The organism is Paraburkholderia sp. SARCC-3016 (assembly GCF_031119615.1).
Classification (GTDB): domain Bacteria; phylum Pseudomonadota; class Gammaproteobacteria; order Burkholderiales; family Burkholderiaceae; genus Paraburkholderia.
In genome coordinates this window covers 420,450-443,947 of sequence record NZ_JAVHZD010000001.1, presented here as the reverse complement: position 1 = coordinate 443,947, position 23,498 = coordinate 420,450, and the positions used below count along the sequence as shown (strand labels likewise).

Below are 23,498 nucleotides of genomic sequence, written 5' to 3'. Positions count from 1 at the left end.
AAACGTCGATCTTTTGGAAGTGAGCTGCAAGTATTTCGAAACACTGCGCTGACACCGCGGATCACCGTGCCGTGTCGAACCCGATACCACCATGAGGCCGTCGACCTTGAAGCCGGCTCTTCGACCGGACGGTTCCTTGACACCTTACATTGGAAAAACGGGCAGCGCGCGCCGACGCGGTGACCTCCTGTGCCTTCTTTGCGTTCATCGCAAAGCGACGAAGTCCCTCAGGTCAACGCTCATACAAGGGTGCGATGAACGCGCGCAGCGATGAATCGAGCGGGCGCCGGGGACGCTCGAACGGGTACATGCGCGCGCTGCGCGTGGTCCTGTTCCTATGCATACCTGTTGGGCTCGCGCGCGTGTCGGCGTCGAATGTTTTCGCCGCGTTGCATGTCGCCCATGTGCTGAGCGTGTTGCTGGCCCGCATCTGTGCGGCGGTCGCGGTGCCGGGAATCGGCTACACGTGGCTCGCCGGCGAGTTCGTGCGCCGCTTCTTTGCGCGCTCATGTGCGCAGCCGTCGAGCTTTCCCGGCGTGACGCTCGTCAAGCCGTTGTGCGGCGACGAGTGGAATCTCGAGCACAATCTCGTCAGTTTTTTCGAGCAGGATTACCCGGGGCCGGTGCAGTTCGTGTTCGGTGTGCACGACCCCGCAGATGTCGCGCTCGCGACCGTCGACAGGCTGCGCGCGCGGTATCCGCATGCGCGGGTCAGCGTGGTGATCGACTCGCGGCTATACGGGCCGAACCGGAAGATCGGCAATCTCGTCAATATGCTCGAGCATGCGCAGCACGATGTGCTCTGCTTTGCCGACAGCGACGTGACCGTGGAACGCAGTTATCTGCGGCACGTCGTCGGCACCTTGCAGAGCCCCGGTGTCGGACTCGTGACCTGCGTGTATCGCGGACTGTGCGCGCCGGGCTGGTGGCCGCGCTTTTCCGCAGCGGCGACGAACTATCATTTTCTGCCCGGCGTCGTAACGGGCCTCGCGATTGGCAGGGCGCGCCCCTGTTTTGGCCAGACCATCGCGATGGAGCGCGCGATGCTCGAGCGCATCGGCGGCCTGACACAGTTCGCTCATCATCTGGCCGAGGATCATGCGATCGGCGACGCGGTGCGGCGCACCGGGGCGACGGTCGCCATCCCGCCCTTCACAGTACGGCATGCGTGCGTCGAGACGAGCTTCACGAAGTTCGTCGCGCATGAATTGCGCTGGAGCCGGACGATCCGGGCCGTCGATCGGCTCGGGCATCTGGGCTCCGCGCTGATGCATCCGGTTCCGTTCGCCATCTTGGCGGTACTGGCGTCGGGAGGCGCGCTGTGGACATGGGTGCTAGCCGGCATCGCGCTCGTCGCGCGGCTCGCGCTCAAGTGGCGCTCCGACAACGCGGTACAGCAGACCCATCGCGGAATCTGGCTGCTGCCGATGTGGGATGCGCTATCGTTCGTCATCTTTATTGCGAGTTTCTTCTCGTCGCGTGTCGAGTGGCGCGGATTCAGCTTCGAAGTCGACGACGAAGGCCTTCTGTCGCCAGCGCATAAGAAATGAAATCAATGAAATATCCCGGACGGGCGTTGGCCCTGATCGGTGTTACCGCCGCGGCTTGGCTCGTGTGGCGCGAACATCCGGCCACCGTATTCCGACTGCTGAAAGACGCGGGTGCCGGGCTCGTGCTGGCTGCGCTCGTTCATGTGCTGCCGATGCTGGCAAATGCATGGGACTGGCGCTCGCTGATTCGCGCGGCACAGCGCCCGCGGCTGTCGGCCATGCTGAAGCTCGTGTGGATTCGCGAATCGGTGAACGGCCTGCTGCCCGTCGCCCGTATCGGCGGAGAAATCGTTTCGTTCCGTCTGCTCGGACGGGTTGGCGCGCGGCCCGCCACTGCGGTGGCGAGCCTCGTCGTCGATATGCAGCTCACGCTGATCAGCCAGGTGGTTTTTGCCCTTGCCGCTGCCTGCTACGTGCTTTATCACGGGTCACCGCAAGCGGCCGCCGTGATGGAGCGGCTGGCCGGTGTCGCCGCCGTGGCCGTGCCGGTGCTATTGCTGTTCGCACTCGTTCAGCACGCGCGCCCGTTCGAGCGGGCAGCGCGCGTCCTCAACCAGATGACGAGCGGCAAGCTCGTTGCACTGATCGGCCGGTCCGCACGCATCGATCAGTCGGTGAAGCTGATCTGGCGGCAGCGCGGCGTGGTCGTGCGTTATCTGTGTATCTGGCAGACGCTGCAATGCGTGGGCTTCGCATGCGAGCTTTGGCTTGCGCTTCATTTCCTCGGTACCGATGTAAGTTTCGCGCAAGCGTTCGTGCTCGAGGCTTTGATCCAGATGCTGAGCAGCGCGGCCTTTCTGGTGCCGGCGGGGCTCGGTGTGCAGGAAGGCGGATTCGTGGTGATCGGCGGCTTGCTCGGTTTGACTCCGGAGACGTGTCTCGCGCTCGCGGGCGCAAGACGGATACGCGATTTGCTGATTTACCTGCCAGGGCTGCTGGCCTGGCAGGTCGCCGAGCATTCGCCGGCTTCTAGCCGCCAACCTGCCGTTCGAGCGGACCGCTTCACCCGTGCACGTTCGACCCGGTGAACGTCGAAGCTTGAACAAGGCATCAATGCTTGCGTGCCGATCAGCGGCCCCGTCCAAGCAGTAATTTCTCGAGCAGCACGTCGGCGTTCAGCGGCTTGGGCAGGTGATCGTCGAAGCCGGCGGCGATCGCGGCGTCCCTGTCCTGCAGCGACGCGAGACCGCTGAGCGCGAGCGCGTAAATGCGCCGCTGGCCGCCTTCGCGTTTCCGCACAGCTTGCATCAGCGCGTAGCCGTCGGCGCCTGGCATCGCGAGATCGCTCACCAGTATGTCGAACGATCCGGCCGCGAGACACGAGAGTGCTTCGCTGGCGCCCGTGGCCGTTTGCACCTGCGCGCCAAGGCCATGCAGCAGATGCACGAGCGCTTCCTGCGCCTGCACGTCATCATCGACGAGCAACAGCGACAGGCCGTTCAGGTCCGGCCGGCGATTGGGCGCTAACGTGACGGCTTCCTCGCCGATCACTTTGCTTTGCACCAGAGGCAGGCGCACAGTCAACCGCGTACCGCGATCCTCGCCTTCGCTAGTGGCCGTCACCGTGCCGCCGTGCGCCGCGACCAGGTGCCGGACGATCGACAGCCCCAATCCGAGGCCGCCGTATTCGCGGGTACGACTCGTGTCCGACTGCATGAAGCGGTCGAACAGCTGCGGCAACAGCTCAGGATCGACGCCAATGCCGTTGTCGACCACCGACAGTTCGACGAGCGTGCCCAGGTGCGTGAGTGCGACCTCGACCCGACCGCCCCGTGGCGTGAATTTCAGGGCGTTGCCGAGCAGGTTGGACACCACCTGCTGCAAGCGGCGAGCATCACCGCTGACGACGGCCTGCTCGTGCAGGCCCGAGCTCAGCAGCGTCATCTCCTTCGCCGCCGCTGCCGGCCGATGACCTTCTACCACCGTGCGCACGGCGGCCGCGAAGTCGACCAGTTGGGAGTCGAGCGCGAAGCGGCCCGAGGTGATACGCGAAACATCGAGCAGGTCATCGATCAGCGCTGCCTGCGACTGGCAGTGCTGCAGTATCGCCGCCACCGCGCGCTCACGCGAAGCCCCGTCGGTGTTCAGACCGCGTTCGCCGGCCGCCTTGAGAACGGCCGCCCAGCCCGCGATCACGTTCAGCGGCGCGCGCAACTCGTGCGAGACGAGACCGAGAAAATTGTCCTTGGCGGTATTGGCCCGCTCAGCGTCGCGCTGGGCGGTCCGTGCCACATCGACGGCACGCTTGAGCTCGTCGATGTCCTGCACGGCGAGCACCGCGCCATCGATGCGATCGTCGGCGGTCCGGTAGGCGCGCACATTGACGAGCCACCATCGTCCTTCGCTATCCCTATACTCGCGCTCGACCTCCGCCAGCCCCTGTACGGCGGACTGCACCATGCGCTCCAGATCGGCGGCCGAGAACAGCCGATTCAGTTGCGCCATCGGCTGCCCGACGCTGTCTTCGGAGAAACCGAACAGCATCTGCGCCTGTGGCGAGAAATGGCGCAGGCGCAGTTGCCTGTCCAGCAGCACGACCGGCAGCGGGATGCCTTCGACGAGATTGCTCAGGTCATCGTTTGCCCGGTCGAGCTGCTGGTTGCGCGATCTCAGTTCGTCGTTCAGCGAGCCCAGTTCCTGATTAGCCGATTCGAGTTCCTGCTTGGCCAGCAGCAGCTCTTCATTCGCGCTTTGCAGTTCCTCGTTGGTGCTGAGCATCTCTTCGTTGGCAGTACGCAGCTCTTCGTTAGCCGATTCGAACTCGGCTACCACCGCTTTCAGCTGCGCCTGGGTCGCCTCGAGTTCGTCGGACAGCGTGGCAACCGTGCGCTCGAGTTCCTGAAGCTGGCTGCCTGTCGAGCGCGCGTCCTGACCGGTGCCGGGCACTGCGGGCGTCTCCTGTTGCAACGGCTGCAGGGTAACCATGAAATGCGGCACCAGATTCTCGCCGCCGAGCGGCAGCACTTCGAGCGTAAAGCGTCTGTCGCCGAGCACCACGCGTTCACGCCGCACGGGCTGGCCCGTGCGCCTTGCTTCGATCAGCGCGGTGCGCACCGTTACGTTCAACTCAGGCCGCAGCAGGCGCGGCAGCGCCAGCGACGCTTCTCCACTGGCCGGCGCCACGAAGTCCGAGACGTCGCCGCGAAACTGCACCACATCCGCCTTCTCGTCCACGACGAAGCCAGGCGGTGCATAGCGCTCCAGCGCGGCCCGCGTTGCGGCCTCGATCACCGGATCGACTGGCTGCGAGCGGCGAACCGGCGGTGAACCGCCTTCGCTTGCCCACGGCCGCAGTGCGTCAATCGGAAACATCGCCTGCTGGCGCCTCGCCAGCGCCACTTTGCGATAGAGGTGCGGCGCACCCGCGTGCTCGAAGCCGTCGGCGCCTGACGCCGCCTCGGCGCGGCCGAGCACCACGAAGCCGTCCGCCCGGCAGGCGTAGTGCAACGCTTCGAGCACATGCTGCTGTGCTTCCTTGCGCAGGTAGATCAGCAGATTGCGGCAACTGATCAGGCCCATGCCCGAGAAAGGCGCGTGGGTCAGCACGTTGTGCCGCGCGAACACACACATGTCCCGAATCGACTTGCGTACCACATAGCCGCCCGAAGTGGCAGCGAAAGTGCTCTCGCGAAACGCCTCCGGCACGTCGTCGACCGAACCGGAGCTATAGCGGCCGGCACGCGCGAACTCGATCGACGCCTCGTTGATGTCGGTGCCGAAAATCTGCACGCGGCGATGCAGCGCCGCGCGGTCAAGCGCATCTTTCAGCAGCGTCGCGATGGTATAGACCTCTTCGCCCGTCGAGCAGGCCGATACCCAGACACGGATCGGATCGTCCTTCAGTTCGAGCAGGCGCGGAATCACCGACTGACGCAGCACATTGACGAATTCGGCATCGCGAAAGAAGGCGGTCACGCCGATCAGGATGTCGTCGCGCAGTGCAGCAGCTTCGCGCGCATCGCCACGCAGCAGTTGCAGGTACGCGCCGACATCCCGGTTCTTCTGCAGCAGCACGCGGCGCAGGAAGCGCCGGCGCAGGTTCACGTCCTTGACGTAGCCGAGGTTGATGCCGGTCTTCTGCTGCACGATCGACAGCGCAATACCGAGCTCGTCGGCGTCCCCGGTCTGCGCGTCGACTGCATCGTTCTGGCGCGCCGGGTCGCCAAAGCGCCGGACCAGACATCCGGCGATATCTTCAGGTGCCAGCACCTCGTCGACGAGCCCGGTGTCGATCGCCGCGGCAGGCATGCCCTTTTGCCTGGCCGTCTGCGGCTTCTGCGCGATGGCGAAGCCACCGGAGGCCTTGAGGTCCACGAGGCCACGCGCGCCGTCCTCGCCGGTTCCGGAAAGGATCACGGCTGCACCGTTCACGTCCGGGTCCTGCGCGAGCGAGGCCAGACAAGCGTCGATCACGAGGTTGGGACCGTACAGGCGGCGCGTGAGCCGAAAGTGCCCATCCAGCGCAATCACGCCGGCATTCTCGGGCAGCACATAAACGCGGTCGTGCTCGATCTTGCGCAAGTGGACCAGTTTTTCCACCGGTATGCGGCAATCGGCCTGAAGGATGTCGGCAAGCCGACTTTCTTCATCGGGGTCGAGGTGCGTGATAACAAGCGTGGCGAAGCCGGGATCAGGGGGCAGCGCGGCGACGATAGCGCGCAGTCCATCGAGGCTGCCCGCCGAGCCGCCAATTACGGCTACCCGCAACAAATCCGAAAGCGTCGACCCCATCGGCCGTACTCCTGCTTGTTCTAGTTGATGCATCGACAGTCGCGGGCCCCGCCGCATCTCGCGGGTGAGGCACAGCAATCCGTGTGCCCATGCGGTGCGTGGATGGAATCCGCGCGACGCGCGCTGTCTGCGAGGCTGAATCGCGGGTCAAGTGTGTGATGGCCGTGTGCGGTCCGCTACTTCAAGGCGGCATCGAGCGATCTCTTTGGAATAGGCCCGGTTCGAGCCTATTGCAGATGGCAGCGAACCTGGTCGGAAAACCGAAGTGAGTTCGCCCGTGAGGACACGAGGCAGGGACGATGCCAGCTGCGGTGCAATCCGTGCAGCATACACCGTATGCGAGTGGCCGGCGCGGCCATAGGGCCACGCCGGCCGATCAGCAGATCGAGCATGCAGGAAGTAGCGGTTCGAGGTCGTATCGCAGGCAATCTGATCGACGCCGCCGAACGGCAGCTTCGCGAGTACCGCGCCGTTGGTGCGATCGAGGATCAGCGCGATCGACGGACTGGCCGCCGCAGGTTAGCGGCACAACGCCAAGGACGGCTTGCGCGTCAGGCCCGCATCGCGCCAGCGTAGCCGGGCAACCGTCGCGCCTTCCTGCTGCGCGCGACCTTGGCGCACATGACGAGCGCAGCAAGCAACGACACTTTATCGTTACCCGGAAGGCGCACGTGTTCGCGCAGGAAATCCGCCCAGACGAACGAACTGTAGCGTTCGCGCGACTTCCGGTATGCACCGCACTGTCTCGCAAGAGCGGCGAGGCTTTGATATGGATCATCCCGCATCATTGCGATCGATCCCGGCAGCTCGCTCACGTCGCGACGCCGACCGTGCGCGTCGAAAGGATGCAGCCAGTTGCGACGCTCCATTTTTCGCCAGAATGACGGCATCGAATGCGCTTTCACCTCCAGGGCAAAGCGCACGGGAACCGTGTCGATACCGCATTCGAACCACGCACGAGCCCAATGATGATGGTCGACGACATAGACACTGCCGTCCGGCGCTCGCACGCAAGGGAGCGGGTGACGTTCGAGCAGCGCCCGACGTGCCGCCCCTTCGCGACGACGAGTGTCTAGCACCTTGAGCGCCACGTATTGCATGCCCACGGTGATCTGCGTTGGTTTCAACGATGCGAGCGGAAGCCATTGCATCGCGTTGTCCGGTTTTTTCATGGGCGAGAGCGCTTTGGGCATCAAATGTCGAGTCGGTTCACAAAGACGGTTTTCGCGAGCTCACGCTCGACCAGGCTTTGACACAGCAGATTGACGGCGCGCGGTCCAGCGCTTTCCACTCGCCATTCCAGAATCTGCCCGTCAGGTCGCGAGCGTTCGCTGAGCAGGCTAACCTGACTCTCACGCAACGCACCGTATAAGTCGTCGGGGTGCAAAGTCTGCGCGAGATATATCGTCATCTGGCTGATCATGATCGAAGCTCGACGGCAACGACGAGTCGCGGTGTAAGGACGGGATTCGCGTCGCGCCCAGGTATCCAGCGCTTCAAGCCGAGGCTAGCCATCACTTCGGCAATTGCCTCGCATACGCTTTCGGTGCGCATCCGCTGTGCCCGTTTTGACGATCGGCGGCACATGGACCCGTCCGTATCGACGTTGTCGTTGCGGAAGTCGGATAGTGCTTCGACACTGACCTGCCGTTCGCGCATGATCACGCGCACTGCGTGACGTGCGCTCGCCTGGCTCTCACGCCGCCCGTCCGGGCGCAGAACCCGATTCCAGTATCGCCGGCGAAACGCCGGTTCACTGGCCTACTGCAGTGGCGGAATGACGCCCGCTTTCTCAGCGAGCGTGCGTTCGTAGACTCCGAAGCTCAGATCTACTTCTTCCTGCGTGACCACCTGCACGAAGACGTTTACCTGCTGCGGCAGCAGTCCCATTACGGTCGCTATGGCGCTCTCCAGTTGAGGCGCGCAAAGGCGGTCTTCGGCTAAGGTCGTGCCGATCGTTATGTCGTACGTTTTCTCCTGCCGGAACACTATTTCGACTATGCGTGCCCTCGCGCTCATGTTGTTGTCCACCGCGAGGCGAGCTACGTCGGCCAATTGCCGCAGCACCTCGGTCGGAAAGCCTTTCGTCGAACGCAGCCTGATCCGGTGTTTCCCAAGCGTTTTCCAGTCGGTATCGAATTCCACGGCGATTCTCCCCTACGAAGTCTTGTGCGCGGACTGTATGGGCAGCGATCGGTTTTTCAAGAAGCAGAACGTGGGGGTGACTGTATTGAGATTCTCCTGCGCCCCGCTTTCCCCAGATCAACCGCGTGGTGTGCCGGCGGAGACTATCGACGTTGTGATGTATGACGCTCCTACCCCGCCGCGCGTCTGCCAAAGGCCGCACGGCAACGCTGGTGCGAATGCCGCTTTGACCGGCTTGCCCTGCTGCTCCGTGCAGCCACCTTTCTGATTCTGGAAAACCGCAATGTCGTTGACGCGTTGCAACCAGGAACATCGGTTGCTTCAGACGCAGCACCACCACGCTGCGTGACCGCGCACCTTCCACGATATGCTCGCCCGCGTCCTCGCGCTGCTGGTCGTCTTGTCTACAGTCGTCTACCTCGCGATAGCGTGGTTCGCCGCGCACGGCCGCATCGAGCTACCCGCCGACTGGAACAGCCGCTGGAATCCATTCACCCCTTTCGACGTGCAAGCGCCGCATGGACCGCTGAGCGCATGGAAGTTCTGGCGCGCGACGCACGATGACGGGCGGTGCGCACATGCACTCGCTACCTCGAACATCGCCTATCGCCCGGTTCGCGCCAACGAGGCCTCACCGAGATGTCCACTCGAAAACGCAGTGCGCATCGAACAGCTCGGCAGCATTAGCGTAAGCAGCAGCTTCATCGCATCGTGCCCGCTCGCACTAGGCCTTGCCGTCTACGTACACGACCCGTTGCAGAACGCCGCGCAACGCGTCTACGGGCAGAATGTGCGGCGAATCGATCATGTCGGCAGCTATGCATGCCGCAACGTCAACCATGCAGCGTCGGGCCCGCCGAGCGAACACGCGTCCGCCGACGCGCTCGACATCGAAGCGTTCGTACTGGAAGACGGCACGCGCATTTCAGTCCAGCGAAACTGGTCTGCAGGCACGCGTGCATCGCAGTTTCTTCGGGCAGCGCGCGACCGCGCATGCGATACGTTTCATGTCGTGCTCGGCCCCGACTTCAATGCGTTGCATAGCGCGCATTTTCATTTCGACATGGGAAGGTTTCGTCTCTGCCGCTGAGGATTTTTCGCTAGACTGTTAAAAATCCAATTAAATCAATAAGTAAGGAGACAGCGGAATGAAAGTTAAGAACGGCGAAATCGTAAAAATCGCAAGTATCGCGAGCCCTGAGCGGCGGACCGTGTTCAAAAGCGTCGCGGCGCTCGCCGCCGCCGCAACGCTTCCCATGCTGTACTCGTGCGCGTCGACGTCCGCCTCCGTTGCCGCGAACCCAATCGCCGAAACGGACGCCGGCAAGCTGCGCGGAACGCGTATCGCAGGCGTCGACGTATTCAAGGGCATTCGCTATGCCGAAAGCCCTGCAGGGAGTAACCGGTTTTTACCGCCGCAGCCGGTGTCGGCCTGGGCAGGCGTAAAGGACGCAATCGCGTTCGGCGCGTCCGCACCGCAATCGCCTGAAACGCCGAGCGCGCTAAGCAGCTGGTATTCGGCGTTGCAGCCGCAGAGCGAAGATTGCCTGTTTCTGAATGTATTCGCGCCGTCGAGCAACCGCGCGTTGGCTAAACGCCCGGTGATGGTGTGGTTGCACGGCGGGGCATGGTCGAATTGCGCCGGCACGGCCCCTGGATTCGACGGCACGAACCTCGCACGCAACGGCGATGTCGTGGTCGTAACGGTCAATCATCGGCTCAACGTTTTCGGTTATCTCTATCTCGGCGACAAGGACGCACGTTTCGCCGATTCGGCGAACGCAGGCCTCTTCGACGTCGCCGCAAGCCTTCAGTGGGTGCGCGACAACATCGCCGCGTTCGGCGGCGATCCCGGCAATGTCACGCTGTTCGGACAATCGGGCGGCGCCGCGAAAGTGGCGGCGATGATGGATTTTCCCGCTGCGCGCGGTCTCTTTCACAAGGCCGTGATCGAAAGCTGCTCGGGTGGGATTCATCTCGAGAGCCGCGACGAAGCCGCGAGGCAAGCGTATCAGTTAGGAGCACATCTCGGCATTGCGGATCTCGACCCGATCAAGCTCCAGGCCGTGCCGATGGAACAACTGATCGCCGCGATGAGGCCGGTGCGCGATCCATTCCGGCCGGTCGTCGATGGTCGCGGCTTTACGCGAGATCCGTTCGACCCGGGCGCCCCCGCACAATCGGCAGGCATGCCTGTGTTGATCGGCAATGCGGCCACCGAAATGACGCTTTATATGGCGGCCGATTCGCGCAATTTCTCGCTCGACCTGGCCGAAGTGAAGAGGCGCACGGCGTTGCTGCTGCAGCAAAACACGGCATCGGCCGCGCGCATTATCGATGCGTACCGCGCCGCGCAGCCGAACGCTTCGCCAAGCGAACTGCTTGCCGCACTGAGCACCGATTACGTGTTTCGCCGCAATACGACGCGCATCGCCGCGCTGCAGTCGGCGCAAGCGCCTGTCTACGATTACGTCTTCAACTGGAAGACGCCGGTGATGAACGGAAATCTGCACTCGCCGCATACGTCCGAAGTGCCGTTCGTGTTCGGTACTTTCGACTCGGCACGCGGGCTTCTCGGCAATGGGCCCGAGATTCCGCGTCTATCCGGCGAGGTGATGGGCGCGTGGACGGCTTTCGCGCGCACCGGTAACCCGAACACCGATGCAATGCCCGAGTGGGCGCCATACGAAACGACGCGCCGCACGACAATGATCATCGATAGCGAAAGCCGCACCGAGAGCGATCCGGGCGGTGTCGCGCGACACGCACTCGACGGATTGCCACCCTACGAGTACAGCATGGACCGCAACAGCGTGGTGCGGCCATCGCGGGCTTAGCGGCGTCTTTACACCTTCGCATACGCGGCGAGCGTTTTCAGCAGACTCGACATAATTGCGCGGTATGGGGTGCGGATGCTCAGTGTGTCCGAGGAGGGTCACCAGGCACTGAAGCAGGTTGGCCTGTTCGCCCGTCCGCCTGGACTGTGGTCTGGCCCACTGTCGACGGTCCGGCATTCTGGCAAATTGCCGGACATTCGAAACAGTGTCGTCACACATGAACGCCTCAAAGCTGCAATCGTGGGGACGATACCCCTATAGCGACCAGTCGGGTGAACCGCTTGCGTGGCGTGATGCCATCCAGGCGCGCCTCGCCGACGCCCACGCTCGTCTCGGTACGACGCTCGCATTCGGCAACGGCCGCAGCTACGGTGACAGTTGCCTCGCGGACACCGGTCAGGTGCTGCCGATGAAGTGCCTCGCGCGCTTCATCGGCGCCGACTGGACGAACGGCGTCGTGCGTGCCGAAGCAGGCATGACGCTTGGCGAACTGCTCACGGTGTCCTTGCCGCGTGGCTGGATGCTGCCGGTCACGCCGGGCACGCAGTTCGCCACGCTCGGCGGTGCGGTAGCCAACGACGTGCATGGCAAGAACCATCATGTGCGCGGGACGTTCGGACGCCACGTGCGTCGCTTTTCGCTGCTGCGCTCCGACCGTGCGGCAATCGAATGTTCACTCGATGAGGAAGCCGCGCTGTTTCGCGCGACGATCGGCGGCCTCGGCCTTACCGGTGTGATCGAATGGGTAGAGATCCAGCTGATGCCGGTACGCTCGAGCCATATCGCCGTTTCACGCACCCGTTATGCGAACCTCGACGAATTCCTCGCGCTCGCGCAAGAGCGCGAGGCGATCCACGAGTACGGCGTCGCGTGGGTGGACTGCCTCGCGCGCGGCGCGGCGCTCGGGCGCGGCATCTACACGAGCGGCGATCACACGGACGACGGCGACTTCTCTGTTCCGGCAAAACGCGCGTACAGCGTGCCGTTCGTTCCGCCGTTTTCACCGGTTAGCCGTACGACGGTGCGCGCATTCAACGCACTCTATTATCGGCGCCAGAAACCCGGCATCGAACTCGCGCGCGAAGCCGCGACCCGTTTCTTCTACCCGCTCGATAACATTCACAACTGGAATCGCATCTATGGGCGGCAGGGCTTCCAGCAACATCAATGCGTCGTCCCGATGGCGAACGCGCGCGATGCGTTGCATGCGATCCTGCACACGATCGCCACGAACGGTAGCGGGTCTTTTCTCGCGGTGCTCAAGCGTTGCGGCCCACTGCCCTCACCTGGCCTGCTCTCGTTTCCTATGGAAGGGGTGTCGCTTGCCCTCGACTTCCCGCAAAACGAACGACGCAACTCCGACCTCTTCGCCCGGCTCGACTCGATCGTGGCCGAAGCAGGCGGCCGTCAATATCCTGCGAAAGATGCACACATGAGCGCAGAGCATTTCCGCGCAGCTTACCCCGCGTGGCAGGAACTCGAGCGGCACCGCGACCCCGCGCTAATGTCGCGTTTCTGGAAACGGACGACTCAATCATGAAAAACATCCTGATCATTGGCGGCTCTTCTGCGATCGCTGCGGCGTGCGCGCGGCACTGGGCCGCGGCCGGCGCGCGCCTGTTCCTCGCTGGCCGCCATGCGGCGCGGCTCGACACCATCGCGCAGGATTTGCGCGTGCGCGGGGTACAAGACGTCTATACACACGTGATCGATCTGAACGATCACACGCAGCATGCTGCCATGCTCGATGCCTGCCGCACGGCGCTGGGTTCGATCGACATCGTGCTCATCGCACACGGCACGCTCGCTGACCAGGCGCTGTGCGAGCGCGACGTGGATGCAGCGCTGCACGAATTCTCGACCAACGCGCTGTCCACCATTGCGCTACTGACACGGCTCGCCGGCCTGTTCGAGATGCAGCGCAGCGGCACCATCGCGGTGATCTCGTCAGTGGCAGGCGACCGCGGACGTGCCTCGAACTACGTCTACGGCGCGGCAAAGGCTGCCGTCACGACGTTCTGCGAAGGATTGCGTGCACGCCTCTTCAAATCGGGCGTGCACGTGCTCACGATCAAGCCTGGTTTCGTCGATACGCCGATGACGGCAGGCCTTGCCCTACCGCGGCCTCTCGTCGCTACGCCCGAAAAGGTAGGCGCAGATATCGTGCGCGCGATTGCCCAAGGCAAAGACCTGCTCTACACGCCATGGTTCTGGAGCGCGATCATGCTTGTCATCCGCTCTCTGCCGCGCTTCGTGCTCAAGCGGGTTTCGCTGTGAACACGGCCGCCGCGAGCCGCACCGCTCTCGTGACGTGGTACGCGCTATTCGCGCTCATTTCGATGGCGGCGAATCTCGTCAGCCAGAAGATCGCATGGCACATCTACGATGGGCCATTTTCGATCCCGCTTGCCGTATGCATCGGCACGGGCGTGGGACTTATCGTCAAGTACGCGCTCGACAAGGGATGGATCTTCCGCTACGAGCACCGCAGCGTGGCTCACGGTATCGAGACCTTCATGCGCTACGTCGTAATGGGTCTTGCCACCACCACGATCTTCTGGGTCATGGAATTCGCCGCTCAAGTGATCTTCAATTCGGAAACGGCACGCCTTGCCGGCGGGGCGCTCGGCCTCACGCTCGGCTATATCGCAAAGTACCAGCTCGACAAGCGCTTCGTATTCGCCTGATCGCGTAGTTGCCCTCGATCGTCTTCTACGTAGGCCATTTCTCATCTGTTCACTCACCGCAACCCATCTGTTTTCACGCAGCCTCGTACGTTGGCGTACAGACCCATGCCTAGTCACGCTTTACGGTTATCCGGTAAGTCGGGCATAGCGCGGCGCATGCCGCCATGCCCCGAAGAAGCACGGGAGGATATCGATATGTCAGATCCTGCAATTCCACTCTGTGTGGACCTGGACGGAACGCTCACGCGCGCTGACTTCCTGTTCGAAAGCTTCTTCGTGCTGCTCAAACGGCAGCCGCTAGCGATATTTCTTTGCGTGTTCTGGCTGCTGCGGGGCAAGGCCTATCTGAAGGAGCAGATCGCACTGCGTGTGACGCTCGATGTAGGTGTGCTGCCCTATAACGGTCAGTTGGTCGCCTATTTGCGCGAAGCGCGCGAGGCGGGCCGGCCGCTCTACTTATGCACTGCGTCGAACCAGCGATTCGCCAGCCAGGTAGCGGCTCACTTCGGCCTGTTCAGCGGCGTGCTCGCGAGCAACGCGAGCATGAACCTGCTTGGGAAGAACAAGGCTGCGGCCCTCGTCAAACAGTTCGGCGAACACGGCTTCGACTATTGTGGCGACGCGCGTGCAGACGTGCCCGTATGGCGTCGCGCACGCCGCGCGATCGTTGTCGGCAACCAACAGATCGCCAGGATCGCGCGCAAGGCAAATGCCGAGATTGTCTTTTTCGAAGAGAAACGTCGTCTGATTCCGCTCGTGCTCAAAGAAATGCGCGTGCACCAGTGGGTCAAAAACTCTCTGATCTTTGTACCGCTACTGTCGGGGCATCGTTTCAACGACCTCGGAGCAGTGCTCGCGGCCTGTCTCGCATTTGCCTCGTTCAGCCTGACCGCGTCATCGGTCTATCTGCTGAACGATATGCTCGATCTCGATGCCGACCGCCGCCATCCTCGCAAGCATAGCCGCCCGTTTGCATCGGGCACACTGCCGCTCTCGCTCGGCATCGTGCTTACGATTTTGCTGCTCGGCGCCGGCTTCGGGCTCGCTGCTTTGCTGCCGTGGCGCTTCGGCGTGGTGCTCGTCGCATACATGATCGCCACCGTGGCCTATTCGTTTGTACTCAAGCGCATCGCGCTAATCGATGTTTTCACCTTAGCCAGCCTTTACACGGTACGCGTGATCGCAGGCGGCGAATGCAGCAACATTTCACTGTCTTACTGGCTGATCCTTTTTAGCGTGCCGATCTTCCTGAGTCTCGCCATGCTCAAACGCTATGTCGAACTCGAAGCCATGTTTCAGCAAGGCAAAACGGAGGCGGCCGGTCGCGGATACATCACGCAGGACATGTCGATCCTGCGCTCGTACGGCACTGCGGCGGGCTATCTCGCCGTACTCGTGCTCGCGCTCTACCTGAACTCGCCCGAGTTCAAGCTGCTCTACCAGCATCCGAAGTTGCTGTGGCCCGTGTTCGCGCTGACGCTTTACTGGGTAAGCCGCATCTGGATGCTCGCGTTTCGCGGGCAGATGCACGACGACCCGATCGTCTTCACGTTCAAGGACCGCGTGAGTTGCGCGGTGATCGGATTGTGCGGTGTGTTCATGGTGCTGGCGATCTGATGAGACGACACCGGGCAGAAAGTCTGCGGCAATGCACAGACCCTCTGAGAATCATGCGAAATTCCGCTCGCCAGGCGGATTTGATTAAATTTCCCTCAGGCGTGGAAAAATGACTCCGACGACTCGAACAAGAAGCACGATGCTTCCGCTTGCCGTTGTCACACTGCTTTTGTGTGTCGCGGGTTGCACGTGGATCGAGTATGCGTTCTGGGCGAGAAAGCACGTGTCCAACATGGATATGCTGCTCGCAGCCTCTGACGGAGTATTGAGCGGGACGCCTCACTGGCGAGCGTTTCAGAATCGTCTTCTTGGTCCCTATCTATTGGACCTGTTCAGGCATGTCTCGCAGAATCCGTTCAATGATTTCGCGAAAGTGTTCCTCATGCTGGAAAATTTGGCTTTGTGCGTGTGCGCCTATGTACTGACGCGTAGAGTCAGTCTCACGGTGCTCGCGCTTGTCGCATCGTCGGTAGCATGGGTGGCCTGCATACACTACTTCAGCTACCCTTGGGACTTCATCGAATCGGTGTTGCTCACCATGCTTTTTCTGTTCGCCATCAGAAGCGAACGCATTTTCCCATTCGTTTTGCTGTTTATCTTTTTTGTGCTTAGCCGCGAATCCTGTATTTTCGTTGGACTGTTTCTGATCCTCAGAGGTGTCTCGCCGATCGCATTCGGTCAGCGGATCGCACTTCGTCCATTGACGTGGGGCGCAGGCCTTGTTGTCATGAGCATTGCCATCACCGAGGCGCTAAGAAAAATGCTCTTCAAGGCTTCGATGCTGGCGGGCGTAGGCGCGGATACGGCACACGAGCAATTTGAAAATCATTTCCATTACCTCCATAACGGGACGGTATTTCTCTCGGCAAGCAAGGTATCCCTGGTGTACGCAACGATCATGCTGGTTTTTCTTGCGTGCACCTACGTGGGATATCGCGAAAAGGAAAAGAATCTGCTCGCGATAGGCGTCACGATGACGCTGTACACGCTGAGCATTTTCATCTTCGGCATTCTCGAAGAGGTGCGGCTATACCAACCCTTCACGGGCATGCTGGCGCTGACCGCGATCTATCTGCTCTTCGAAACGAGGTCTGGCCGGAAATGGTGCTCCACGAACCTCTCGCTTCTGGCGCGACGCGGCTCGATCCGAACGTGAGAATGCGCAGAGCGTCGAGAAAGCCGGTGACGTTGCACCGGCATCCACGCTCAAGGCGGAAAACCGCCTTGAGCGTGAAGACTGACCGCGATCAACGCACGGCGATATACATCGTGATTTCAAAACCGAAACGCATGTCGGTATAGGCTGGAGTGGTCCAGGTCATGGCTAAGGCTCCTTAAGGTTAAAAGAAAAAACGTCCGCTCATTTATCGCGCGGACACACGACGTTGTTGTCGACGTCACCATCGCCGAAGAAAACGCCATCGGTTCCAACCTGCCCGCCGGTAGGCATGTTCTTGACGCCGGGAGGCAGCGGCGGATTGTTGGCCGCCCACGTCATCGCATAACCATCGTCGTAGGTCGCATGGTAGGTTTGCGATCCGCGCGTGAACGCCAAGGTCTTCCTGTTCATGTCCACCGCGATCTTGTCGCCGTTCGGGCACGTCTGCGTGAAGACGTGCGGATCGGAAGCCGCGCGCGCAGGCATCACCGCCCCGAGCGCGGCAACAGACCAGCAGCATGCAAGCACGGTGGTCGCTTTTATCTTCATTGTCGTCTCCTGATCGTTTCGGCCTCGCGCCATGCGTCCGGCCGCCATTCATTCGTATGGGACGCGGTCACTTCAAGCTGTGAAAGTAAGCGGCGAGATTCGCGATTTCGACGTCGCTGAGCGGCTTCGCGATCACCGACATCGTTTCGTTCTGCCGTTCGCCGGAACGAAAGGCCTTCAATTGCGCGACCAGATAATCCTCGTCCTGGCCCGCAAGGTTCGGCGTCTGCGGCATGACCGCATGCCCATCCGGCCCATGGCAGGCCGCGCATTGCGCCGCGCGCGACTTGCCTGCTGCAATATCGGCTGCCATGCTCGACGACGCGATCGCTGCCAGCAGCATCGGCACAATGACGTTGCAAAAAATCGTTCGCACACTTCCCCCTCATTTCCCGACGTAAGTAATGCGGTAGACCGCACTGGCAAAATCGTCCGACACGAGCAACGAGCCGTCCTTCATCGGCTCGACGTCGACCGGGCGCCCTTTGTACTGGCCATCGTCGGTGAGCCAGCCTGAGGCAAACACCTTCGTCCCCACCGCCGTGCCGTCGGCCTTCAGGCGCGTGAACATGATGCGCGCACCGAGCGGATGCTTGCGGACCCACGAGCCGTGTTCAGCATCGAAAATGCCGCCGTCATACGTTTTCGGAAACGACGAGCCTTCGTAGAAGGACATGCCGAGATCCGCCGCGTGAGGCGGCAGGTTGACCTGCGGGAACACGACGCCGGGCGGAGGCGTCTTGTCCTTGTATTCGACCGTGCGGTCATGGCCGCCGCCATAGAACGGATAACCGAAATCCTCGCCGGCTCTCGTCGCGCGATTCAACTCGCCCGGCGGACGGTCGTCGCCGAGCGTATCGGTCTGGTTATCGGTAAACCACAGCGTTTTGTCTTTGGGATTGAAGTCGAGCCCGACCGAATTGCGAATGCCGTGCGCGTATATCTCGCGGCCGCTGCCGTCCTGGTTGTAACGAACAATGGCGCCCATGCCCGCCTTGTAGTACGCGTCGTATTTCTCGGGCGGCAGCACGTTGTAGTGCTCGCCTACCGTCACGTACAGCTTGCCGTCCGGCCCGATCCGGCAGACGCGCGCTCCGTGGTTGTACGCTTCGTCGCCGACCGGAATCAACTGGCCCTGCGGCACGATGATCTGTTCGGTCGGCGTCGCGCTGCCCGGGTTCGCGAACGACAGAATACGGTTCAGTTCGACCACGAACAACTTGCCCTCCGGCGAGAAGCACACGCCATTGGGATCCTTGAAATTGCTCGCCGGCGAAAACTCGGTAACCTGAGTCACCTTGCCGTTGCCGTCGTCGTGCAGCACCCATACCGCGTTCTTGCGCGTGCCGATATACGCGGTGCCCGTCGTCGGATCGACTGCAATGGCGCGCGCGCCCGGCACCATCGCATACAGTTCGATCTTGAAGCCGGGAGGCAGCTTGATGTTCTTCAGGTTCTGCCTGACGGCAGCCATCGCTTGCGGATCTTGCGGATACGTTTGCGGCGCGTCTTGCGCGAGCGCTGTGCCTGCCGCCGCGTAAGCCAGTACGCCCAACGCAAGAAGGGTGCGCTTGAAGCTTCGGTCCATGTGCGTCCTCTGTTTTTCGAAGGTTATGACGCGGACTCGAGAAACAGCATCGATTCCGCGGAAACGCACGGCATCGCCGTGCCGGCCGGGTTCATGCAACCACGCCCGAAAGCGTCTCGCATCAACCCGCATCCATGCTTTTATTTCGTTTTCGTAATTTCTGTAATGCTAATTAAATCAGTGAAACGTTTGCGCAAGCTGTTGCAAGCAAAACCGCAGGCGGCACACCGCCTGTGCAATAAAAACCCTTTAACTTACTGATCGGCGATCTTGTGGTCCGACATCAGTTCCAGCGCCTGACACAGCGCGGAATGGTCGAGCTTGCCCTGGCCCTGCGCCGCGCACGCGTTCATCAGCTGCTGCGCCGATGCGGTGTGCGGCAACGCCACGCCGAGCGCCCGCGCTCCTTGCAACGCCAGATTCAGGTCCTTTTGATGCAGCTCGATCCTGAAGCCGGGATCGAAGGTGCGCTTGATCATCCGCTCGCCATGCACCTCGAGAATTCTCGACGCCGCGAAGCCGCCCATCAGGGCCTGCCGCACCCTGGCCGGATCCGCGCCGGCCTTCGACGCGAACAGCAAGGCCTCTGCCACCGCTTCGATGTTCAGCGCCACGATGATCTGGTTGGCGACCTTGGTCGTCTGACCGTCGCCGTTTTCGCCGACGAGCGTGACGTTCTTGCCCATCAAGTCGAACAGCGGCTTGACCGCTTCGAACGTTTCAGCGGGGCCGCCAACCATGATGGTGAGCGTGCCTGCCTTGGCGCCCACTTCACCGCCCGACACCGGCGCGTCGAGATACTTCGATCCGAGCGCATTGATCTTCGCGGCGAATTCCCGCGTCGCGATCGGCGAAATCGAGCTCATGTCGATCACTACCTGCCCGCGACCGAGGCCGCTTGCCACGCCGTTCTCGCCAAACAGCACCTGTTCGACGTCCGGCGTGTCCGGCACCATCAGGAACACGAAGTCCGCCTGCTGTGCCGCTTCTTTCGGCGAGGCGCATGGCCGTGCGCCGGCTTCGAGCAATGCGGCCGGCACCGAGCGGCGCGCGTTCACGAACAACTGATGACCGCCGCGCAGCAGATTCGCCGCCATCGGCGCGCCCATGATGCCGGGCCCGATGAATCCCACCTTTGCCATGGCGTCCCTTTACTTGAGAGCTTGCGGATTGATGCAGTTGAGCGGCGACTCGCCGTTCAGCACGCGGATCACGTTATCGGTGACGATCTTGCCCATCGCGAGCCGGGTCTGCGTGGTCGCCGACGCGATGTGCGGGACGATGACAACGTTGTCCAGGTCGGCCAGCCCCGGGGCCAGCGCGGGCTCGTCCTCGAACACGTCGAGTCCCGCGCCCCAGATCACCTTGTCCTGCAAGGCGGCGACCAGCGCTTTCTCGTCGACGAGCGGACCGCGCGCCGCATTGATCAGCACGGCGGTCGGCTTCATCGCGGCCAGTTCCGCCGCGCCGATGTAGTGATGCGTATCCGGCAGCAGCGGCAGATGCAGCGACAGGTAGTCCGATTCGCGCAGCAGCGTCGCCTTGTCGACGAAGCGCGCGCGATACTCGCGCTCGAACGCCTCGTTCGGCTGCGCGTCCGTGTAGATGATGTTCATGTCGAACGCTGCGGCCTTGCGCGCGAACTTCGAACCGATGCGCCCGAGACCCGCGACGCCGAGCGTCTTGTGATCGACGTCCTGGCCGATGAACGCCATCGGCGCCCAGCCCTTCCATTTGCCGGCGCGAACATAGCGCTCCGACTCCGACACGCGCCGCGCCGTGGCAAGCAGCAACGCCCACGCATGCGTGGCGGTAGCATCGTCGAGCACGCCCGGCGTGTTCGTCATGATGACGCCGCGCGCAGTCGCCGCGTCGAGATCGAAATTGTTGAAGCCGACCGCATAGTTGGCGACGATCCGGCATTGCGTTCCGGCCGCATCGAGAATTTCGCCGTCGATCTTGTCCGTCAGCAGCGTCACCAGCGCGTCGCGTCCGCGCACGGCCTGCAGCAGTTCGTCGCGCGTCAGCGCGCGGTCGTGCGGGTTGACGGTTACGTCGAAACGCTCGCGCAGCGTATCGATGGTCTGCTCGGGAATCGCCCGGGTGACATAGACGCTCTTCTTCGCCATTGCCTGTTTCCTGTTGAAGTAAATTAATCGCGCTGCGCACGGTGTTGGAGAACACCGCTGCCGCTATCTGCAAGCAGCTGGTCTTCCGCGGGCGCGAGCCCGCTGATGCCGACCGCGCCGATCGTGCGCCCGTGGCCGTCGTCGAGCAGCGCGCCGCCCGGCAGCGCGGTCAGCAACGGGTCGCAGAAGTAGCCGATCGCGAGGTCCTCGCGCCGCAGCCGTTCGAGAAATGCTTGAGTCGTGCCGACCATGCGCGTGCAGGTGTAGGCCTTCTGCTGCGCGAGCGCGATGCTGCGCACCGGCGTGCCGTCGGCACGCGCGAATGCGATTAAAAAGCCGTATGCATCGCATACGGCGACACATACGGGCTTGCCGAATTTCTCGCGCGCTTGCGCAATCAGATGGTCGACCAGATGTTGGGCGCGTTCGAGATCGAGTTCTGCAACTGCCATCGGTTCCTCTTGGCTATCGGTTTATGGCGGGATGGGGGTGATCGATTCCCCCGGCGTCTTCGCCGGGGTCCCACGATGAAGCGGCCGGCACGGCCGCCTGCGGCTTGCGTTGCTCCGCCCGCTTCAGGCGGCGGTGTATGAATGCGGTAAGAACAGGCGTCAGGATCGCGGTCACGATGACCGAGGCAGCCACTTGCACTGTCGCGAGCGGCGCGATGGCAGCATAGCTCGGATCGGCAAGCGCCACCGCCTGCGGCGTGCCCGCCGCGTTGCCTGCCGTGCTCGAGGCGGCCGCCCCGGCAATGCCCGACCCGCCCAGCAGGCGATCGGCGGTAATGCAGACGATGCCGGTGATCACGAACACGCCCACGCCGAGCAGAATGCCCGGCAGCCCGGCCGTCGTGACCGACTTGAGGTTGATGCCTTCGCCGAGCGTGAACGCCATGAACGGCACGATGATCGGCTCATGCCTGCCGAAGAAATCGCGCAGATCCTTGTCAAGATTGCCAAGAATCGCGCCGGCGGCGATCGGGGCGATTACGGAAGCCATTGTCAGCCACGGAATCACCGCGAGGCCCGCGCCGACCAGCACGAGCATCGTAACGAACGGTCCCGTCTCGATGCTCTGCACGACATAGGTGCCCGCGTCCTCCTTCGTACCGAATGCGCTCGTCAGCGCGAGGAACATGCCGCCGTTGGTGTCGTTCATCGCCGCGAGCAACGCGAGCGTCGACAGGCCGAGAAAATTGCCGTGAAACAGATGCGCGACGCCAAGCGCCAGAAGCACCGCCACGCCCACCTTCGCCACCAGAATGCCGAGTCCGCGCCGCAACATCTTCGGCGCGGCTCGCAATGTCATCTTGGTGCCCGCTGTGAACAGATACATCGCAAGGATCGTCGGATAGCCTGCGTTCGTCAGCGCTTCGGTAAAGCCGCCGATTTTCAGTGCATTCGGTGCGAGCGTGTTGACCAGCATGCCGATGAACAGCGGTATGACCATCAAACCGCCGGGTACGCGATTAATTGCCTGATAGATCTTCAATGTCGTCTCCTGAACCTGCCCGCTTCGCGGACACCATCGTTTTGTTGGCGTGGATTCACGGCGTTCGGTCGCATCGATTCAGGTCTGCGCGCCTGATTGTCGTCTTAGCGTGTAATCATGTTATATGATAAGTTTGCTGAAGCATGGCTCAGGTAAACCCTGGACAAGTTGAGTGCACGCTTTGGGGCATCCTGGGCTTACGCTACGTCGCATCGAGGCTAACAAGCACGAGGAGACACATGGCGGCGAAACTCAACTCGTTGACCGCGCAAGTAGCCGATCTGCTGCGGGAGGCCATTTACTCGGGGGTCTATCCGGTCGGCACCAAGCTGCCGTCGGGCAAAGCGCTGGGTCAGATGTATGGCGTCAGTCAGGCGGTGATCCGCGAGGTCACGGAGCGCTTGCGTTCCAAAGGCCTGATCGACAGCCGGCAAGGCTCGGGGTGTGTCGTCAAGGCGCGCGCCGAAGCCGAGGGCTTTCAGATCCTGACGACCAGGGTTGCCGATCCGGTGGAACTGTCGAGCGTGTTCGAATTGCGGCTCGACCTCGAAGGTGCCGCGGCAGGACTGGCGGCTGTACGGCGCACGGACGCGGATCTCGCGAAACTATCAGGCATCCTGATCGAGCTCGGCGAGAACCTTCACGATCTCGATGCAGGCGTCGAACTGGACCTTGCCTTTCACGTCGCGATCGCGGCCGCCACGCACAATCCCTACTACGGCGCGCTGCTCAGGTATTTGAACCTGCAGTTGCGTCAGGCCGTGCACGCGGCGCGCTATAACGCACTCGTCAACGAACCGTTGCCGCAAACCGTGCAGCGCGAGCATCTGGCAGTGTACGAAGCGATCCGCAACGGCAACGCAAACGAAGCGCGCGCGGCGGTGATGCTGCATCTGCAACGCGCGGCATGCCACCTCGAGCTCGATATTCCCGGCCGCGACCGTGATTCGGGCATGCTGCTCGCGGTCGCGCAGGAGCCACGCCGCGATACTGCGGCGCGCGTCGGATGAGG

The 23,498-nt window shown here is 62.4% G+C and carries 22 protein-coding genes; 10 read left to right on the top strand and 12 right to left on the bottom strand.

Going from position 1 to position 23,498, the window contains the following annotated elements; all coding sequences use genetic code 11:
- Positions 1-254 precede the first annotated feature (254 nt).
- Together hpnI and QYH69_RS02005 are read left to right on the top strand one after the other, a co-directional pair.
- The gene (gene hpnI, locus QYH69_RS02010; protein WP_374992327.1) at positions 255-1,550 is read left to right on the top strand and encodes a bacteriohopanetetrol glucosamine biosynthesis glycosyltransferase HpnI; all 1,296 of its coding nucleotides are present in this window, start codon (positions 255-257) and stop codon (positions 1,548-1,550) included.
- Positions 1,551-1,555: 5 nt separating this feature from the next.
- Entirely contained in the window at positions 1,556-2,578 is a 1,023-nt protein-coding gene (locus QYH69_RS02005) for a lysylphosphatidylglycerol synthase domain-containing protein (RefSeq protein WP_308830240.1), read from the top strand.
- 40 nt (positions 2,579-2,618) lie between these two features.
- Here the strand turns inward: QYH69_RS02005 and QYH69_RS02000 are convergent, their stop codons facing one another.
- The 4 genes from QYH69_RS02000 to QYH69_RS01985 form a co-directional block, all read right to left on the bottom strand.
- On the bottom strand, positions 2,619-6,281 hold the full coding sequence (locus QYH69_RS02000) for a CheR family methyltransferase (protein ID WP_308830239.1): 3,663 nt from the start codon (positions 6,279-6,281) through the stop codon (positions 2,619-2,621).
- A 551-nt stretch (positions 6,282-6,832) separates the two neighbouring features.
- Positions 6,833-7,474 carry a ParB/Srx family N-terminal domain-containing protein gene (locus QYH69_RS01995; RefSeq protein ID WP_308830238.1) on the bottom strand — a complete coding sequence of 214 codons (642 nt, stop codon included), beginning with the start codon at positions 7,472-7,474 and terminating at the stop codon, positions 6,833-6,835.
- On the bottom strand, positions 7,474-7,704 hold the full coding sequence (locus tag QYH69_RS01990) for a hypothetical protein (protein ID WP_308830237.1): 231 nt from the start codon (positions 7,702-7,704) through the stop codon (positions 7,474-7,476). The genes QYH69_RS01995 and QYH69_RS01990 overlap by 1 nt, the downstream gene beginning before the upstream one ends.
- A gap of 338 nt (positions 7,705-8,042) precedes the next feature.
- Positions 8,043-8,426, bottom strand: a complete 384-nt coding sequence (locus tag QYH69_RS01985) for a hypothetical protein (RefSeq protein ID WP_308830236.1) — start codon at positions 8,424-8,426, stop codon at positions 8,043-8,045.
- Positions 8,427-8,793: 367 nt separating this feature from the next.
- On the opposite strand from QYH69_RS01985, the gene QYH69_RS01980 reads away from it, so the two are divergent.
- The 7 genes from QYH69_RS01980 (at position 8,794) to QYH69_RS01950 (ending at position 16,723) form a co-directional block, all read left to right on the top strand.
- Positions 8,794-9,516, top strand: a complete 723-nt coding sequence (locus QYH69_RS01980) for an extensin family protein (protein WP_308830235.1) — start codon at positions 8,794-8,796, stop codon at positions 9,514-9,516.
- A gap of 58 nt (positions 9,517-9,574) precedes the next feature.
- A complete protein-coding gene (locus tag QYH69_RS01975) occupies positions 9,575-11,263 on the top strand; it encodes a carboxylesterase/lipase family protein (protein WP_308830234.1) in 1,689 nt (562 codons plus the stop codon).
- Positions 11,264-11,480: 217 nt separating this feature from the next.
- Positions 11,481-12,803, top strand: a complete 1,323-nt coding sequence (locus QYH69_RS01970) for an FAD-binding oxidoreductase (protein WP_308830233.1) — start codon at positions 11,481-11,483, stop codon at positions 12,801-12,803.
- The gene (locus QYH69_RS01965; RefSeq protein ID WP_308830232.1) at positions 12,800-13,540 is read left to right on the top strand and encodes an SDR family oxidoreductase; all 741 of its coding nucleotides are present in this window, start codon (positions 12,800-12,802) and stop codon (positions 13,538-13,540) included. The genes QYH69_RS01970 and QYH69_RS01965 overlap by 4 nt, the downstream gene beginning before the upstream one ends.
- Positions 13,537-13,950, top strand: a complete 414-nt coding sequence (locus QYH69_RS01960) for a GtrA family protein (protein WP_308830231.1) — start codon at positions 13,537-13,539, stop codon at positions 13,948-13,950. Before QYH69_RS01965 ends, QYH69_RS01960 begins: the two co-directional genes overlap by 4 nt.
- 195 nt (positions 13,951-14,145) lie before the next feature.
- Positions 14,146-15,567 (top strand): UbiA family prenyltransferase, encoded by a 1,422-nt coding sequence (locus QYH69_RS01955; protein WP_308830230.1) that lies wholly within the window; start codon positions 14,146-14,148, stop codon positions 15,565-15,567.
- Positions 15,568-15,799: 232 nt separating this feature from the next.
- Complete coding sequence (locus QYH69_RS01950; RefSeq protein WP_308830229.1) at positions 15,800-16,723, top strand: hypothetical protein; 924 nt, start codon at positions 15,800-15,802, stop codon at positions 16,721-16,723.
- A 91-nt stretch (positions 16,724-16,814) separates the two neighbouring features.
- Here QYH69_RS01950 and pqqA read toward each other — a convergent pair whose 3' ends face one another.
- The 8 genes from pqqA to QYH69_RS01910 form a co-directional block, all read right to left on the bottom strand.
- Positions 16,815-16,889 (bottom strand): pyrroloquinoline quinone precursor peptide PqqA, encoded by a 75-nt coding sequence (gene pqqA / locus QYH69_RS01945; RefSeq protein ID WP_308830337.1) that lies wholly within the window; start codon positions 16,887-16,889, stop codon positions 16,815-16,817.
- Between the two features lie 38 nt (positions 16,890-16,927).
- The gene (locus QYH69_RS01940) at positions 16,928-17,275 is read right to left on the bottom strand and encodes a hypothetical protein (RefSeq protein WP_308830228.1); all 348 of its coding nucleotides are present in this window, start codon (positions 17,273-17,275) and stop codon (positions 16,928-16,930) included.
- A 67-nt stretch (positions 17,276-17,342) separates the two neighbouring features.
- On the bottom strand, positions 17,343-17,651 hold the full coding sequence (locus QYH69_RS01935) for a cytochrome c (RefSeq protein WP_308830227.1): 309 nt from the start codon (positions 17,649-17,651) through the stop codon (positions 17,343-17,345).
- Between the two features lie 9 nt (positions 17,652-17,660).
- A complete protein-coding gene (locus QYH69_RS01930; RefSeq protein WP_308830226.1) occupies positions 17,661-18,863 on the bottom strand; it encodes a PQQ-dependent sugar dehydrogenase in 1,203 nt (400 codons plus the stop codon).
- A gap of 254 nt (positions 18,864-19,117) precedes the next feature.
- Complete coding sequence (glxR, locus tag QYH69_RS01925; RefSeq protein ID WP_308830225.1) at positions 19,118-20,005, bottom strand: 2-hydroxy-3-oxopropionate reductase; 888 nt, start codon at positions 20,003-20,005, stop codon at positions 19,118-19,120.
- Positions 20,006-20,014: 9 nt separating this feature from the next.
- Entirely contained in the window at positions 20,015-20,992 is a 978-nt protein-coding gene (locus QYH69_RS01920) for a D-glycerate dehydrogenase (protein ID WP_308830224.1), read from the bottom strand.
- Positions 20,993-21,015: 23 nt separating this feature from the next.
- Entirely contained in the window at positions 21,016-21,444 is a 429-nt protein-coding gene (locus QYH69_RS01915) for a heme-binding protein (RefSeq protein WP_308830223.1), read from the bottom strand.
- Positions 21,445-21,457: 13 nt separating this feature from the next.
- Positions 21,458-22,486 (bottom strand): 2-keto-3-deoxygluconate permease, encoded by a 1,029-nt coding sequence (locus QYH69_RS01910; protein ID WP_308830222.1) that lies wholly within the window; start codon positions 22,484-22,486, stop codon positions 21,458-21,460.
- Between the two features lie 239 nt (positions 22,487-22,725).
- Between QYH69_RS01910 and QYH69_RS01905 the strand changes: the two genes are divergently transcribed.
- A complete protein-coding gene (locus QYH69_RS01905; RefSeq protein ID WP_308830221.1) occupies positions 22,726-23,496 on the top strand; it encodes a FadR/GntR family transcriptional regulator in 771 nt (256 codons plus the stop codon).
- Positions 23,497-23,498: the final 2 nt, after the last annotated feature.